We start from the raw sequence: 15323 nt of genomic DNA on the forward strand, positions 1-15323 counted from the left end.
AAACGGGATGGCAGCGATATCTTTTTGGCATTTGTTCTGAGCGAAGCCTAAGAACAGCCAAAAAATTTAGCGTACAGCCCGATTGAATTTTCCGATGAAATGCAAACAAACATTTTCTAATTATTCGAAATTAAATTTCAAATAAAGCTTTTTAACCAAACATTTATCTCTACAAAACCTTTATTAATATACTCGGCCAATTTAAGCAGTTACTTTCTTGCTTACTTAAAATCAAGGCTGTAACTTAGTTGCCGACCAACTTATTTTCTTAATACCTATGAGCCATTTTAATGACTTTAATAATGCGCAGGTTGCAAAATTGCCTAACCATTTAAAGCAGTTTATTGTTGACCAGAATTACGAAAAATACACCCCAATAGATCAGGCGGTTTGGCGTTATGTTATGCGCCAAAATTATAGTTATCTTAAAAATGTTGCCTACTACCCATACATTAAAGGTTTACAAAGAGCTGGCTTAAGTATTGAGCATATTCCCGATTTGCAAACCATGAATGATAATTTGGGCAAAATTGGCTGGGGTGCCGTTACCGTTGATGGTTTTATTCCGCCCGCTGCTTTTATGGAGTATCAGGCTTACCGAGTTTTGGTTATTGCTGCTGATATTAGACAAATAAATCATATAGAATATACGCCTGCTCCAGATATTATTCATGAAAGCGCTGGTCATGCACCTATTATTGCCGATACCGATTACAATAATTATTTAAGTTATTTTGGCTCTATTGGCGCAAAAGCCATGTTTTCGGCCAAAGATTTTGAACTATATGAAGCCATTAGAAAACTTTCTATTTTAAAAGAATCGGCCGATGCGAATGAATACGATATTGTTAAAGCCGAAAAAGAGCTTCGTTTTATAAATGAAAACATGGGTGAACCATCAGAAATGGCTTTGCTTGGGCGTTTACATTGGTGGACTGTTGAATATGGCTTAATTGGCACGCTCGAAAATCCTAAAATTTATGGTGCAGGTTTATTATCGTCAATTGGCGAAAGTGCCAGTTGTATGAATACGGAAGTAGAAAAAATCTGGTATAATAAAGACACCATCAATTATTCTTATGATATTACTAAAACTCAACCGCAGCTTTTTGTAACAGCCACCTTTCAAAATTTGATTGATGTTTTAGAAGAATTTGCTGATACAATGGCATTTAGAAAAGGTGGAACCGAGAGTATTATGAAAGCTATTGCCTGTAAAAACGTTGCTACGGCTGTTTATAGTTCGGGCTTGCAGGTAAGCGGAGTTTTTACAGATTTAGGCGTAAGCCCGACCGATCAAGTTACTTTTATTAAATCAACTGGGCCATCTGCTCTGGCATACCACAACAAACAATTAAATAATCATGGTAAAAATTACCATGCCGATGGTTTTTCTTCGCCTGTTGGCAAATTAAAAAGCGCCGAAAAGCCTTTAGAAGATTTTACCAATGAAGAAATAAAAATGTTAGGTTATTCTTCAGGTGGCAGATCTCAATTGGTTTTCGAAAGTGGAATTACGGTTAATGGTAACGTTGAGAATATTTTGCGTGCAGATGGAAAAGCCATTTTAATCACTTTTAACGATTGTACTGTTACTGAAAGTAATGGAAATATTTTATTTAAACCCGAATGGGGCATTTACGATATGGCTGTTGGGGAAGAAATTATTTCGGTTTTTAATGGCGCTGCCGATAAAGATGCTTACGAAGAAATAACTTTAATTAGCGAAGCTAAAACGCATAAGATAACCTATGATGAGAAAATCATTAAATTGCATAATCTATACAAAGAGGTTAGAACGATACGAGAAAATGGCGAACATATTGATAACCTAAGCTACATTTTCGAACAACTTAAAACTAACCATAGGCAAGATTGGCTTTGTGCGCTTGAAATTTTAGAACTCGTTTATCACAAAAAAATCTATCATCAATTGGAAAAAGAAGTTCTTGTATATCTGGAGATTAAGGCAGGAAGAGAAGCTGAACATACAAAACTAATTAACGATGGTTTGCATGTAATTAAAAATCCAGTTAGCCAGTTAATTACAGAATAGTAAATTTGTGCAGATTCGGTTTATAAGAATCTATTTTTTCAAAAAAAAATTAAAATGAATATTATAATTACAGGCGCCAGTAGCGGAATTGGGTTTGAAACAGCTTTAGAGCTTAGTTTACAAAAGGATAATAAAATTGTAGCAATTGCCCGTTCTGCAGATAAATTGCGTAAACTTTTAGAAATTGCCAAAGGCATTAACCCCGATTGTACACTTTTACCTGTAGAATTCGATATTGTAAATGATGACTATGGAGCTTTAATACCTTTCCTGAAAGAACGTTTAGGTACAATTGATATTTTAATAAATAATGCTGGATCTTTAATTAATAAGCCTTTTTTAGAAACTACTGAGGAAGATTTAGGCGAAATGCTGCAAAGTAATGTAATCTCTCATTTCCGAATGATTAAAAATACTTTGCCCCTAATGCAGGCTGGTAGCCACATTGTTAACATCGGTAGCATGGGAGGATTTCAGGGAAGTGTTAAATTTCCAGGCTTATCAGCATATTCGGCTAGTAAAGCAGCACTACATACACTTACAGAATGCTTAGCTTTTGAATTAGCCGAAACAGGCATCAAAATTAATTGCCTGGCCTTAGGTTCTGCTCAAACAGAAATGTTAGAAACTGCTTTTCCTGGTTATCAAAGTCCTGTAATGGCTTTTGAAATGGGTAAATACGTAGCTGACTTTGCTAAAACAGCTCATAAATTTTTTAATGGGAAAATATTACCTGTAGCAGTTACTACACCGTAAAATAAAATGAATGATTTTATTTAAATTATGTGTTACTTAGAGTATTGATAATCAATAATCTAAAATTAAATCTATGGAAACAAATAACCCATTTCAACAAGCTCCACTTACTGCAGAAGATGGAAAAACAGCAAGCATAGTCAGCTATCTTACAATTATTGGCTGGCTGATTTCGTATTTCGCCTTACATAAAGACAAGAAAACCTCGCTAGGAAGTTTTCATCTTAGACAATCTCTTTTAATAAATTTGATTTATATCGGTTTAAATATAATTCAAAGAGTGGTACTAATTGCTACTGCATCAACCACTTTGTATTATTTATTTTCGATAATATATTTAGTTCTGTTTATTCTTTGGCTAATTGGTTTAATTGGAGCAATTCAGGCTCAGAAAAAACCTATTCCGCTGATTGGAGAGCAAGCTCAGACCTTATTTCCAGGTATTTAATTATTGAAAAAAATATTTCAAAAAAGAGCCCAGGTTTTACCTGGGTCTTTTTTGTTTTAACTGGTTTTCAACATTTTAATGCGCTTAAAATATTTTCCATATCTTTGGCGCCAACATATGAAGAAAATATTAATCTTAATTTCGTTTTTCATTTTGTCTGCAACTGCAGGAAAAGCACAAACAGTCATACCTGCACAATATCAGGAATTGGTTAAAAAACTTACAGCAAATCTTCCAAAAAGCGCTGAAGAATCAATTAAAAAGACAGAAAATACAAATTCCGAAACACTTATCGATTTTGCAAAAAGTATGCTCGGCATTCGTTATCGTTATGCTACTAGCAACCCTAAAATCGGTTTCGATTGTTCGGGTTTTGTAAGTTATGTTTTCAGTAATTTTGGCTTCAAAGTTCCACGTTCATCAAGAGAATTTAGCGGAACTGGGAAAGAAACAACTTTAGAAAATGCTAAAGTTGGCGATGTATTAATTTTTACTGGAAGTAATTCGAAAGTGCGACGAGTTGGCCATGTTGGGATCGTATATTCGATAGATGATGATGGAATTAAATTCATTCACGCATCGTCAGGAAAAACACATAGCGTTACCATTACACCACTTAATGGCCATTACAGAACTCGTTTTATGAAAATTGTAAGTATAATTTAGTATCTACTTTTTTATATATTTCCACATTCTCGGTTTTCCTTCTCCAATCCATTCTACCGCCGTATCTAAACGTTTTTGTTTGGTAGCCTCAGTTTTGGCTTCTTCTAGCCAATTTACATATTCACGCTTATTAGATTCGCTAAAATTTTGAAAAACACCTAAAGCTTTAGGGTCTTCCTGCAAGGCATCAATAAAATATTTAGGGACTACAAGACTAGGTTTTTCGGGTGCTTTTGGCTTTGGAGGTAACTTTATGCCATCTTCATTCAACTTAATTGCTTCAATTATATAGGCAATAAGAATTTCATCTGCTGGTAAATCTTTAAAAGATGTTATTTTACCCAGCGAACCCATCGCATTGCTTCTATCTTTAAAAAGATTATACTCATCTTTCATTAATGAACCTTTCCAAAAACCAAAAGCACAATGATTTTTAAACGAAGCAAAATGACAAACTGGGCCTTTTAACTCGAAAAAAGGCATACTCCATTTCATTTTTTCCTCTATTCGGGCATCTGCCTTATGTACTAAATTACGTAAGTGTTCCAAAATAGGGATTGCAAATTCTGCTGAATTTATAATATATTGATCAACCTGAACAATGGTATGCATGGCCGTATTTTTTAATAAATTTAAAGCAAAACAATCTTTAATGCAAGTTCTACCTCGCCTTGGTTAAGAAAAATTTTAGCAAGTTCGTGCAATTCTCTTTCCCTATTCGTTACATCGCCAATTGTTGCATCCAAAACCTCTTTAACCTGTGGATTTAAGCTAATTAAATCAACTTCTTCATCGCTGGGCAAATACTCTACATTACCAAGCATACCCAAATCGTTACCCGTTAAAACTTTAGATAAACGAACAGATTGAGGTAAAGCATTTACCCCTATTCCAAGTTTCGCCAATGGTTTGGCTACTTTAAAAAGATTATCTTCTGTAACTCTGCAGTACCAATCGCCGCCTAAACGAGCAACCAAATCTATTTTTTGCTGATCGATTTTGCCACTGGAATCTAATATGTTTTCGTTAATATGAATGAGTTTTATTTCTGCCAAAATTAAATTTCCTGCGCCATGATTATCACCTAACGGAATCACTTGATTTACAACACACTCAAACTGAACTGGCGCTTCGGCAACTCGTGGTGGTTTTACAATATCCGATTTCAACATGGTAAAACCTGCTTTTTCAAACTCATTTACCCCTTTTGCATATTCGGTACTGGCTAAACTCATTTGCTGCACCATATCGTAATTAACAATATTGATAACACATTCTTTAACTTCTAATACGTTTTGTAAAGTATGTTTTGTTGTATTATCGCGAACACGCCTTGCTGGAGAAAAAACGCAAATTGGTGGTTTAGTGCTAAACATATTAAAGAAACTGAAAGGACTTAAATTAATATTTCCTTCAGCATCGATAGTAGATGCAAAGCAAATTGGCCGCGGCGCAATAGCATACTGCAAATAATCCTGTAATTGAACAGCTGTTAAATCTTCGGTTTTTAGGGTTAACACGATAATATTTATTAAAAATTTAGCATTAAGAAAATCGATGGCAGAAGCTACTTTTTATTGTCAGTCCCGCCATACGCATTATCTTTTTTGATAAAAGTTGTTGCTAAACAACAGTTAGTACTCCAAAAAAGGATAATCGCTGCTGTCGGGTTTATTATAGTAAGGTTAACCTAAGTAATTTAAACCTAACAGCAGCGAACACGGAATGTAATGAAGTAAAGCGAATGGCAGGGCTTTCTAAACCAATGAAAACCGAAGCCTGCTTTTCAAATTATATTATTTTTTCAAAGCCAGGATGGAAAAATCGGTACCGGCTTTGGTAATATTATTAGTTAAAGCACCTAAACCAGTAATTTCCATTTCAACAACATCGCCCGGTTGCAACCATTGTGTTTTGTAATTTGGATCGTTTAGTAAGCCAGTACCATTAAGTTCTAAAAAGCAACCTGTACCAACCGTACCCGAACCAATTACGTCGCCAGGAAGAATATCTACGCCGTAAGCACAGCGCTCTATAATTTCTGCAAAAGTCCAGTCCATATCTGCAGTGTTACCTTTAGATACTTCGATGCCGTTTACGCGACAAGTCATTTTCAAATCGTACGCATTACCTGTATGACCAGCTTTTGCGGCAACTTTATACTGTTCCAATTCATCTGGTGTTACCAACCAAGGGCCAATAACGGTAGAAAAATCTTTTCCTTTTGCAGGGCCCAGATTTAACAACATTTCTTCCATTTGAAGCGTTCTGGCACTCATATCATTCATTACCATGTAACCAGCAATGTATTCATCTGCTTCGGCAGCTTTAATATTTCGGCCTTTTTTACCAATAACAACTGCTACTTCCAGTTCGAAATCAAGCTTTTCAAAGTGATCGGGCATACATTCGATTTCGCCAGTACCTTGAATAGCATTGTGGTTAGTAAAATAGAAAATCGGGTATTCATCGAATTGAGGAATCATATCGACTTTACGATTACGGCGAGCAGCCGCTACGTGTTGCCTGAAAGCATATCCGTCTCTACAACTGGTTGGGTGCGGAACTGGTGCTAAAAGTTCGTAAAAAATTTCTTCTTTAGCCTGCAAGCTTTCATCCTTAATTTGTAAATCAACCTTTTTTGCTCTTTCCATTAGCACTTCCCCACCTTGCAAAAATTCGTTCATGTTATCTGGAAGCAACTTATCGCAACTATTTAAATTATAGATATGACCGTTTATGTAAACGCCAAGATGCTCTCTGTCTTCTGTTTTGTACGATACTAATTTCATATATCATTTGGTTAAAATACATGGTAAAGCTAATAATTAGCTTAAGAATTAAAACAATAATTTAAAATTTATTGAAATCTAAAAAATTTAATCTTTTAAATAAATTGCTTACTTTAGCAGCATCAAAACCATGATTTTAAAAGCATTACATATCAATTTAGTGAACGACGCCATTGCTGCACGTCGCTATAAAATGCTATCTAAATTAATCATGGCTCAATATTCTCTGTAATTTCTTTTACTATTCCTTTTAATTGAAACGCATTGTCGTTTTAATTGTTTATTCAATAAGATTTTTTCCTAACCAAAAAATAATTAATATGCCTGTTTATCACAAATTGGGGCAAATTCCTGCAAAGCGACATACGGTTTTTCGCAAACCTGATGGAAAATTATATGCAGAAGAATTGGTATCGACCGAAGGTTTTTCGAGTCTTTATTCGCTGGTTTACCACTGCCACCCGCCTACTATTGTAAAACATTTAGGTGAACCTTATAATGTTGAGCCAAAAATTGCCCGAGAAAAACACCTTAAACATACCAGCTTAATTGGTTTTAAAATTAAGCCTGAAGATGATTTTTTAAAAAGCCGTAAACCTGTTTTGGTTAACAGCGATTTACATATTGTTTTAGCTGCGCCAAGAAAATCGATGACTGATTATTTCTATAAAAACAGTCAGGCTGATGAGATGATTTTTGTGCACGAAGGTTCAGGCAAACTAAAGACTGGCTTTGGAGAAATCAAATTTGGCTATGGCGATTATTTGATTATTCCTCGCGGTACAATTTACCAAATGGAGTTCGACAATGAAGATAACCGTTTGTTTATTGTAGAGAGTTTCAGCCCGTTAAGGCCACCAAAAAGATATTTAAACCAGTATGGTCAATTAATGGAACATTCGCCCTATTGCGAGCGCGATTTGAGATTGCCTGAAAATTTGCAAACGCATGATGAGTACGGTGATTTTAAAGTGCTTATAAAAAAACAAGGTTTAATTTATCCATACACTTATGGCACCCATCCGTTCGATTACGTTGGCTGGGATGGTTATCATTATCCTTATGCATTTTCTATCCACGATTTTGAACCTATAACAGGTCGTTTACATCAACCACCACCTGTACATCAAACTTTCGAAGGACATAATTTTGTTGTTTGCTCTTTCGTTCCTCGTAAATATGATTATCATCCTGATTCTATTCCAGCACCTTACAATCACAGTAATGTAGATAGCGACGAAGTACTGTATTATGTCGACGGCGATTTCATGAGCCGTAAAAGTGTTGTAAAAGGCCAGATCACTTTACATCCAGGCGGAATCCCTCATGGCCCACACCCTGGAACGGTAGAAAAATCAATAGGAAAAGAAAAAACGGATGAATTAGCAGTCATGATCGATCCGTTTAAACCACTAATGCTAACGCAAGATGCCTTAGATATTGAAGATGAAAACTACCACAAAAGCTGGCAGGAAAACATAGAATAAATATCAGTATTAAACAGATTTAGGATTACAGCATTTAAAATAAAACACTTCAACTCCCAAAAGCATTTGGGATAAATATTACAATAACTATGAGCACACAAACATTCGCAGAAAAAATAGCAAAAGCACAAGATTTTCTGCCAATTAACGGAACAGATTATATAGAATTTTATGTGGGCAACGCCAAACAAGCGGCTCATTATTATAAAACGGCTTTTGGCTTTCAAAGTTTGGCTTATGCTGGCCCCGAAACTGGTGTACGCGACCGAGCTTCTTATGTTCTGCAACAAGGAAAAATCAGGTTAATTTTAACCACTGCATTAAAATCTGATCATCCAATTTCTGAACATGTAAAAAAACATGGCGATGGTGTAAAGGTTTTAGCCCTTTGGGTTGATGATGCTTACAGTGCATACGAAGAAACTACAAAACGCGGTGCAAAATCGTACATGGAGCCAAAAACAATAACCGACGACAATGGCGAAGTTAAAATGAGTGGCATTTACACTTATGGGGAAACCATCCACATGTTTATCGAGCGTAAAAACTACAATGGAACTTTTATGCCTGGTTATCGCGTTTGGGAAAGCGATTATAAACCAGCCGATGCAGGTCTTTTATACATCGACCATTGCGTAGGTAATGTAGGCTGGAACCGAATGAATGAAGCCGTTAAATGGTACGAGGAAGTAATGGGTTTCGTAAACATTTTATCTTTCGATGATAAGCAAATTAACACAGAATACTCTGCATTAATGAGTAAAGTAATGAGCAATGGAAATGGCTTTTCTAAGTTCCCGATTAATGAACCTGCAGAAGGTAAAAAGAAATCGCAGATTGAAGAATACTTAGAATATTATGAAGGCGAAGGTGTACAACATATTGCGGTTGCAACTAAAGACATCGTTAAAACAGTTAGAGAATTAAAATCGCGGGGAGTAGAGTTTTTAAGTGCGCCACCAGAAGCTTACTACGACATGATGCCACAACGGGTTGGTAAAATTGATGAAGAAATTGCTCTATTGGAAAGCTTGGGGATATTGGTTGATTGTGATGAAGAAGGATATTTACTGCAAATTTTCACTAAACCTGTAGAAGATCGCCCAACGCTTTTTTTCGAAATTATTCAGCGTAAAGGCGCTCAAAGCTTTGGTGCAGGTAATTTTAAAGCGCTTTTCGAATCTTTAGAAAGAGAACAAGAATTAAGAGGAAACTTGTAGGACGAGTAAGATTGAGAAACTAAGGGAAATAAACAAAGATGAAAGAGCACAGGCCGCTTTTAGTGCCACGCATACTAATACTTCGCCTTTACTCCTTGTTTCTCTATTTAAAAATCTTCACTAAAACTTCATAATTGAAATGCACCTTTGAATAACAAAACACAAGAAGCGATTTCCGTTTTGTTAAATTCTAAAAACTCATAATTAGTTTTTTAGTTTTCCGGTTACCCTTATCTGATACCTCATGTATTGCAAAATACATGAGGTTTTTTAATTTTATTCGGCGCTTTCTTTTAGCATTTGATACAAATCAGTTGCTCCACCATCGAATTTCGTACCGTTAACATAAAATGATGGCGTTCCATTTACACCACTTCTAACACCACTTTCAAAATCGTTTTCGATTTTTTCTGTTAGTTCTTTTAGTAAAGAATCTTTTTGAAACTTATCTAAATCAAGATCAATTGTTTCTGCAAGTTCATCAAAAAGTGCTTCGCTTAGGCGATATTGGTTTTCGAAAAGTGCATCATGCATTTCCCAAAACTTGCCTTGCATTGCAGCTGCTTCTGCAGCTATTGCAGCAGGCAAAGCTAATTCGTGTGATGATTGCAAAGGAAAATTTCGGAAAACAAATTTTATCTGACTACCAAAAACATCCTCGATTTCTTTCATAATTGGATGTGCATCTCCACAATGCGGGCATTGATAATCGCCAAACTCTACAATAGAAATAGCGGCAGAATCTGCGCCTTGAATATGATCTTGATTACTGATTTCGGGTTTTAATGTACTCATGTTTCTATTTTTTATCTAATTCTTCAAGTGCGTCTAAAATTCCATCGGCGCCAGGATTTACGGCAGTTGGCGACAAATAACTCCAGGCAACTTTACCTTTTTTATCGATAACAAAAAGCGCTCTCTTGCATTCCCCAACTTCATCATCATAAACACCGTAGGCTTTAGAAACCGCTCCTTTTGGTTCAAAATCTGCCAGTAACGGAAAGTGTAAACTTCTATCCTTTTCGAACGCTAAATGACACCAAACACTATCTACAGAGATTCCGAAAATCTGCGCATCATGTTTTGTAAAATATTTTAGCGTTTCATTATACAGTGCCATTTGGTCGCTGCAAACAGGACTCCAATCTGCTGGGTAGAAAGCAAGAATTACGTTTTTACCAAGAAAATCTTTAAGTTTTATTTTTTGATCAGGAGTAGCATTCAACTCAAAATCGGGTGCTGTAGCGCCTTTTTCTAACATAGTTTTATCTTTTAATTTAGGCTAAAGAACTTCACCTAAGTGTTTATAATTCGATTTAATAGTATCAAATACTTCGCTCATTTTTCCACCAAGCATTAGTTTTGTCATAGAAACTGTCATACCTTTTATTTGTTCCCATTCTATTTTTGGTGGCATGGCTAAAGCATTTGGATTGGTTAATATATTTAACAAAATTGGTCCATCATGGCTCATCGCATTTGCAATTGCATGCTCAACATCTTCTGGTTTAGAAACTGTAACACCTTTAAATCCCATTGCCTCAGCAACCAATGCAAAATCAGGATTTATCATATCCGTTTCGTTATCGGGCAAACCATCAACCTCCATTTCAAGTTTAACCATTCCCAATGCCCTGTTATTAAACACAATAATTTTAATTGGCAAATTATATTGCTTAATCGTAGCCAAATCACCTAGCAACATCGAAAGTCCTCCATCGCCACAAAGCGCAATTACTTGCTGTTCTGGATGAGCAAGTGCGGCACCAATAGCCATCGGCATCGCGTTAGCCATTGAGCCATGATTAAAAGAACCTAACATTTTTCTTTTACCTGTTCCGTTAATAAATCTTGCACCCCAAACACAACACATTCCAGTATCAACTGTAAAAATCGCATCATTACTGCTTAACTTATCAATTGTATCGGCAACAAATTCTGGTTGTATTTTATTTTCCTCTCCTTGATCAGTAACATAATTTTGTTGTTGAGCTTTAACTTTTTCATAGAATGCAAGTTGTGCATTTAAAAAGCTATCGTCTTCTTTATTATTAATTAATGGCAGTAATGCTGAAATAGAATCTTTAATATCTCCGCATAATCCCATGTGTAATTTCGCCCTTCTACCTAATCGTTCAGGATTTTCATCAATCTGAATAATTTCATTTTTCTCAGGCATAAAATTTTGGTAAGGAAAATCTGTTCCCAAAAGTAAAACCACATCCGATTCGTGCATACTATGATATGCTGATGGTTGTCCGAGCAATCCCGTCATTCCTATTTCGTAAGGATTTCCATATTGCATGCCCATTTTACCTCTAAAAGAAAAGCCTATTGGAGCCTTTAATTCTTTTGCCAAAGCTATAACCTCAGCATGAGCTTCTGCAGCGCCTATTCCGCAATAAATTGTTATTTTTTTACCTTCATTCAAACAGTCTGCAAGCAGCTGAAGCTCATTGTCTGATGGTCTGATTATAGGGTTACACTTAAACAGCTGCATTGAAGTTTCGCTTTCTACTGCATCTAGTTGTGCAACATCGCCAGGTAATCCAAAAACAGCAACGCCTTTTTTGGTTATCGCATGTTGAATAGCAGACTGAAACATTCTGGGCACTTGTTCTGCGGTAGTAGCTATTTGATTATAAGAACTACAGTCATCAAATAATTTTGTCGTATTGGTTTCCTGAAAATAATCCATACCAAATTGATTGGTATTAATCGTTGATGCAATGGCTATCACAGGAACATGAGAGCGATGTGCATCGTACAATCCGTTAATTAAATGAACATGCCCTGGTCCACAACTTCCTGCACAACAAGCTAAACCATCCAACTCAGCCTCTGCTGCTGCAGCGAAAGCACCAACTTCTTCATTTCTAACATGAATCCATTTTATTTTTCCATTTCTACGAACAGCATCATTAAAATAGTTTAAACTATCGCCTGTTACCGCATAAACTCTTTTTACACCTGCTTCAACCAGCATTTCAACTAATTGTTCTGCAACATTTTTAGCCATATATATTTCTTAAAGTTAAGATCGTTTGGACCTTGATTTAAATATTAATACTATTTATACTTTAATAACGATGGTATTGTTTGCTTTGAAATTACAGTATTTTGTAATTTTTAAAACTTTAGGTTTAGTATAGTATTTTAACCCAGTTTTTGTCTTTTAATTAAATAGGATTGAAGAATTGGATAGAAACCCTCATTTATGTCTGCATCAATTAAATCTATTTTATATTGAGCACATTTTAATGTAATTTGTTGCCTGTAAGCAGATACAGCATCCACATAATTTTCCTTTACTTGATTGGTGTGGACTTTAATTGTTTCGCCCGTTTCCATATCAATAAATTCATAAGGTCTGTTTTCAAAATTAAAATCTACTTCTTTCGATTGATCAACTACGTTAAAAATAACTACTTCGTGCTTATTAAACTTTAAATGTTGTAAAGCATCAAAAAGTTCATCTGTTTTTTCAGGGCTTGTTTGTGTATTAAATAAATCGCTGAACACGATAACTAATGAACGTTTATGGATTAATTCTGCAACTTGGTGTAACGCTTCGCTTAAGTTTGTTTGTGCATTTACTTTTGGCTTTTGAAGCAATTCCTCTAGCTGTGTAAATAAATATTTTTGGTGGACTGTGGTAGATTTCGCAGGCGAATTCATTAAAATCTCATCAGTAAATAAGCTCAACCCAAATGCGTCTCTTTGCTTTTTTAAGAGATACATTAGAGCAGCCGCAGCTTGAATAGAAAAAGTTAATTTATTATTTTTTGGTTCAGGAAAGTACATAGATGAAGAAACATCAATAACAAATTGACATCGTAGATTGGTTTCTTCTTCAAAGCGCTTGCTGTAAAGCTTGTCGGTTTTGGCGTATAATTTCCAGTCGATATTTTTTACATTATCGCCGTTATTATATTGGCGATGCTCGGCAAATTCTACAGAAAAACCATGAAACGGACTTTTGTGTAAACCTGTTATAAAACCTTCAACAACTTGCTGAGCGAGCAATTCTAAATTGCCAAAGTTGGTTTCATTTTCGTAATTTACTGCTGGCATAAAGTAAAGCTAACGAAAGATTTCTTAATAAACAGAATCTGTAAAAACAGTATCAATGCATTTAATTACTAAAATTATAATTCTAACAAGCTTAATTAATCAAAGAAGCCCCGAATTCTCCATCGAAATCGGGGCTTCTTTGATTCAGTTTTCAGACTCACTTCTTGTCTATCTTATATAACTTACCATTATCGGTAACCGAATAAAAAGCACCATCTTTACCTTCTACCATATCTCGGAAACGCTCGCCTTTACCTTCTAAAAGTCTTTCTTCACCAACAATTTTATTATCCTTAATAACTAAACGGATAATGTGCGAACCACTTAAAGCGCCTACAAACAAATTGCCTTTCCATTCTGCAATATGGTTGCTGTTGTAAAAAGCTATGCTACCAGGCGAAATACTTGGATTCCAAAAATACACGGGCTGCTCCATACCTTCTTTCTGCTGAATACCATCGCCAACTTTTTTACCACTATATTCAGTTCCATAGGTAATAATTGGCCAGCCATAATTTTTACCTGGTTTAATAATGTTTACTTCATCACCACCTTTTGGTCCAAATTCTGCTTCCCATAAATCGCCTGTTTGCGGATTGATTGCCAAACCATCAGGATTACGAAGTCCGTATGCGTAAATTTCAGGTTTCGCGTCTCCTTTACCTACAAACGGGCCGCCTGCAACTGGCTTACCATCTGTAGTTAAATGTAAAATTTTACCTAGTGAAGAGTTTAAGTATTGTGCCTGGATTCTGATATCAGAGCCTGAGCGCTCGCCAGTACTAACAAATAGATTTCCATTTTTATCAAAAACAATTCTCGAACCATATTGAAGTTTACCGCTATAAGCTGGTGTAGCACGATAGATTACAGTTTGATTTTCTATTGCAGTTTCATTTGCAGATAACTTACCTTTAGCAATTGCCAGCAAAACACCTTTGCTTTGAGGCTCCGAGTAGGCGTAATAAACCATTCTGTTTTTAGCAAAATCTGGATCTAAAGTTATATCTAATAAGCCACCTTGTCCCGAATCATCAACCTGTGGCAAACCCACAATTTTACTTTTTAACTTCCCATCGGCAGAAAGGGTAACCATAGTTCCTTCTTTCTGTGTAATTAAAAAACCTCCATCAGGCATTACGGAAATTGCCCAAGGACGTTCCAGTTTATCATTTATAATAGAAATATTTAAAGGTGTAGCAGTTTTAACACTTGCAATACGTGTTTGGCCTGCAAAAGCAGGTTTGTAATCTGCCGAAGGTGTTCCAGTTTCTACAGGATTTTGTGCAGAAACTAAAGTAATTCCACCAATATTTAATAAACAACCAGCTAATATTAATTTGGATGTTTTGTTGTTGAACAGGTTCATAGTTATGATTTTGTTAGAAGAATAAAAGAACAAAAAAAAATTGTAATAAAAAACCCGAACTCTGTAACGAATTCGGGTGATATATTTTAATAAAGCGTTGTGTTTTAGTTTTTTGCTTTAAGCTAATTGCTTATTTAATTTTTCAGCTAATACTGATTTTGGAACAGCACCAACTTGTTTATCTACAACCTGACCATCTTTAAAGTATAATAAAGCTGGAATGTTACGGATACCAAACTGCATAGAAATTTGTGGGTTATTATCTACGTTTACTTTACCAACGATAGCTTTACCATCATATTCTTTCGCAATTTCCTCTACTACTGGACCAACCATGCGACAAGGGCCACACCATTCTGCCCAAAAATCTACTAATACGGGTTTATCTGACTTTAATACAAGCTCCTCGAAGTTTGCATCTGTGATTTCTAATGCCATAATTTATTTTTTTATAT

At 35.5% G+C, this 15323-nt stretch carries 15 protein-coding genes; 6 read left to right on the plus strand and 9 right to left on the minus strand.

Annotation, left to right across the window (positions count from 1 at the left end; translation table 11 throughout):
* The first annotated feature begins 277 nt into the window (after positions 1-277).
* From ABD692_RS02730 to ABD692_RS02745, 4 genes are all read left to right on the plus strand, one after another.
* Positions 278-2056: an aromatic amino acid hydroxylase gene (locus tag ABD692_RS02730; protein WP_344764753.1), complete on the plus strand. Its 1779-nt coding sequence runs from the start codon at positions 278-280 to the stop codon at positions 2054-2056.
* A gap of 54 nt (positions 2057-2110) precedes the next feature.
* On the plus strand, positions 2111-2812 hold the full coding sequence (locus ABD692_RS02735; protein ID WP_344764755.1) for an SDR family oxidoreductase: 702 nt from the start codon (positions 2111-2113) through the stop codon (positions 2810-2812).
* Between the two features lie 73 nt (positions 2813-2885).
* Positions 2886-3260: a DUF4870 domain-containing protein gene (locus ABD692_RS02740; protein ID WP_316759272.1), complete on the plus strand. Its 375-nt coding sequence runs from the start codon at positions 2886-2888 to the stop codon at positions 3258-3260.
* A gap of 117 nt (positions 3261-3377) precedes the next feature.
* Positions 3378-3926 (plus strand): C40 family peptidase, encoded by a 549-nt coding sequence (locus tag ABD692_RS02745; RefSeq protein ID WP_344764758.1) that lies wholly within the window; start codon positions 3378-3380, stop codon positions 3924-3926.
* Between the two features lie 3 nt (positions 3927-3929).
* Here the strand turns inward: ABD692_RS02745 and ABD692_RS02750 are convergent, their stop codons facing one another.
* The 3 genes from ABD692_RS02750 to ABD692_RS02760 form a co-directional block, all read right to left on the minus strand.
* Positions 3930-4538: a YdeI/OmpD-associated family protein gene (locus ABD692_RS02750; protein ID WP_344764760.1), complete on the minus strand. Its 609-nt coding sequence runs from the start codon at positions 4536-4538 to the stop codon at positions 3930-3932.
* A gap of 20 nt (positions 4539-4558) precedes the next feature.
* Positions 4559-5446, minus strand: coding sequence for a flavin reductase family protein (locus tag ABD692_RS02755; protein WP_344764762.1), 888 nt, complete (start codon positions 5444-5446; stop codon positions 4559-4561).
* 276 nt (positions 5447-5722) lie between these two features.
* A complete protein-coding gene (locus tag ABD692_RS02760; RefSeq protein ID WP_344764764.1) occupies positions 5723-6718 on the minus strand; it encodes a fumarylacetoacetate hydrolase family protein in 996 nt (331 codons plus the stop codon).
* 320 nt (positions 6719-7038) lie between these two features.
* Here ABD692_RS02760 and ABD692_RS02765 point away from each other — a divergent pair, with 320 nt between their 5' ends.
* Positions 7039-8205, plus strand: a complete 1167-nt coding sequence (locus ABD692_RS02765; protein ID WP_316759286.1) for a homogentisate 1,2-dioxygenase — start codon at positions 7039-7041, stop codon at positions 8203-8205.
* A gap of 89 nt (positions 8206-8294) precedes the next feature.
* Positions 8295-9425, plus strand: coding sequence for a 4-hydroxyphenylpyruvate dioxygenase (hppD, locus tag ABD692_RS02770; RefSeq protein ID WP_316759289.1), 1131 nt, complete (start codon positions 8295-8297; stop codon positions 9423-9425).
* A 276-nt stretch (positions 9426-9701) separates the two neighbouring features.
* On the opposite strand, the gene ABD692_RS02775 is transcribed toward hppD, so the two are convergent.
* The 6 genes from ABD692_RS02775 to trxA form a co-directional block, all read right to left on the minus strand.
* Entirely contained in the window at positions 9702-10220 is a 519-nt protein-coding gene (locus ABD692_RS02775) for a DsbA family protein (protein ID WP_344764768.1), read from the minus strand.
* A gap of 4 nt (positions 10221-10224) precedes the next feature.
* Complete coding sequence (locus ABD692_RS02780; RefSeq protein WP_344764770.1) at positions 10225-10686, minus strand: redoxin domain-containing protein; 462 nt, start codon at positions 10684-10686, stop codon at positions 10225-10227.
* A 21-nt stretch (positions 10687-10707) separates the two neighbouring features.
* Complete coding sequence (locus ABD692_RS02785) at positions 10708-12444, minus strand: thiamine pyrophosphate-dependent enzyme (RefSeq protein ID WP_344764772.1); 1737 nt, start codon at positions 12442-12444, stop codon at positions 10708-10710.
* A 137-nt stretch (positions 12445-12581) separates the two neighbouring features.
* Entirely contained in the window at positions 12582-13499 is a 918-nt protein-coding gene (locus tag ABD692_RS02790) for a DUF58 domain-containing protein (RefSeq protein ID WP_344764774.1), read from the minus strand.
* 157 nt (positions 13500-13656) lie between these two features.
* Positions 13657-14868: a PQQ-dependent sugar dehydrogenase gene (locus tag ABD692_RS02795; protein ID WP_344764775.1), complete on the minus strand. Its 1212-nt coding sequence runs from the start codon at positions 14866-14868 to the stop codon at positions 13657-13659.
* A 117-nt stretch (positions 14869-14985) separates the two neighbouring features.
* Positions 14986-15306: a thioredoxin gene (gene trxA / locus ABD692_RS02800; RefSeq protein WP_109923776.1), complete on the minus strand. Its 321-nt coding sequence runs from the start codon at positions 15304-15306 to the stop codon at positions 14986-14988.
* Positions 15307-15323: the final 17 nt, after the last annotated feature.

It is taken from the genome of Pedobacter ginsengiterrae (genome assembly GCF_039537385.1).
Lineage (GTDB): Bacteria > Bacteroidota > Bacteroidia > Sphingobacteriales > Sphingobacteriaceae > Pedobacter > Pedobacter ginsengiterrae.

What these genes read in the sequence shown, in the direction of transcription:
- ABD692_RS02730 (WP_344764753.1), top strand. Translation starts at nt 278, where the DNA reads ATGAGCCATTTTAATGACTTTAATAATGCGCAGGTTGCAAAATTGCCT.
- trxA (WP_109923776.1), bottom strand. Translation starts at nt 15,306, where the DNA reads ATGGCATTAGAAATCACAGATGCAAACTTCGAGGAGCTTGTATTAAAG.
- ABD692_RS02795 (WP_344764775.1), bottom strand. Translation starts at nt 14,868, where the DNA reads ATGAACCTGTTCAACAACAAAACATCCAAATTAATATTAGCTGGTTGT.
- ABD692_RS02785 (WP_344764772.1), bottom strand. Translation starts at nt 12,444, where the DNA reads ATGGCTAAAAATGTTGCAGAACAATTAGTTGAAATGCTGGTTGAAGCA.
- ABD692_RS02745 (WP_344764758.1), top strand. Translation starts at nt 3,378, where the DNA reads ATGAAGAAAATATTAATCTTAATTTCGTTTTTCATTTTGTCTGCAACT.
- hppD (WP_316759289.1), top strand. Translation starts at nt 8,295, where the DNA reads ATGAGCACACAAACATTCGCAGAAAAAATAGCAAAAGCACAAGATTTT.
- ABD692_RS02760 (WP_344764764.1), bottom strand. Translation starts at nt 6,718, where the DNA reads ATGAAATTAGTATCGTACAAAACAGAAGACAGAGAGCATCTTGGCGTT.
- ABD692_RS02740 (WP_316759272.1), top strand. Translation starts at nt 2,886, where the DNA reads ATGGAAACAAATAACCCATTTCAACAAGCTCCACTTACTGCAGAAGAT.
- ABD692_RS02775 (WP_344764768.1), bottom strand. Translation starts at nt 10,220, where the DNA reads ATGAGTACATTAAAACCCGAAATCAGTAATCAAGATCATATTCAAGGC.
- ABD692_RS02765 (WP_316759286.1), top strand. Translation starts at nt 7,039, where the DNA reads ATGCCTGTTTATCACAAATTGGGGCAAATTCCTGCAAAGCGACATACG.
- ABD692_RS02735 (WP_344764755.1), top strand. Translation starts at nt 2,111, where the DNA reads ATGAATATTATAATTACAGGCGCCAGTAGCGGAATTGGGTTTGAAACA.
- ABD692_RS02750 (WP_344764760.1), bottom strand. Translation starts at nt 4,538, where the DNA reads ATGCATACCATTGTTCAGGTTGATCAATATATTATAAATTCAGCAGAA.
- ABD692_RS02780 (WP_344764770.1), bottom strand. Translation starts at nt 10,686, where the DNA reads ATGTTAGAAAAAGGCGCTACAGCACCCGATTTTGAGTTGAATGCTACT.
- ABD692_RS02790 (WP_344764774.1), bottom strand. Translation starts at nt 13,499, where the DNA reads ATGCCAGCAGTAAATTACGAAAATGAAACCAACTTTGGCAATTTAGAA.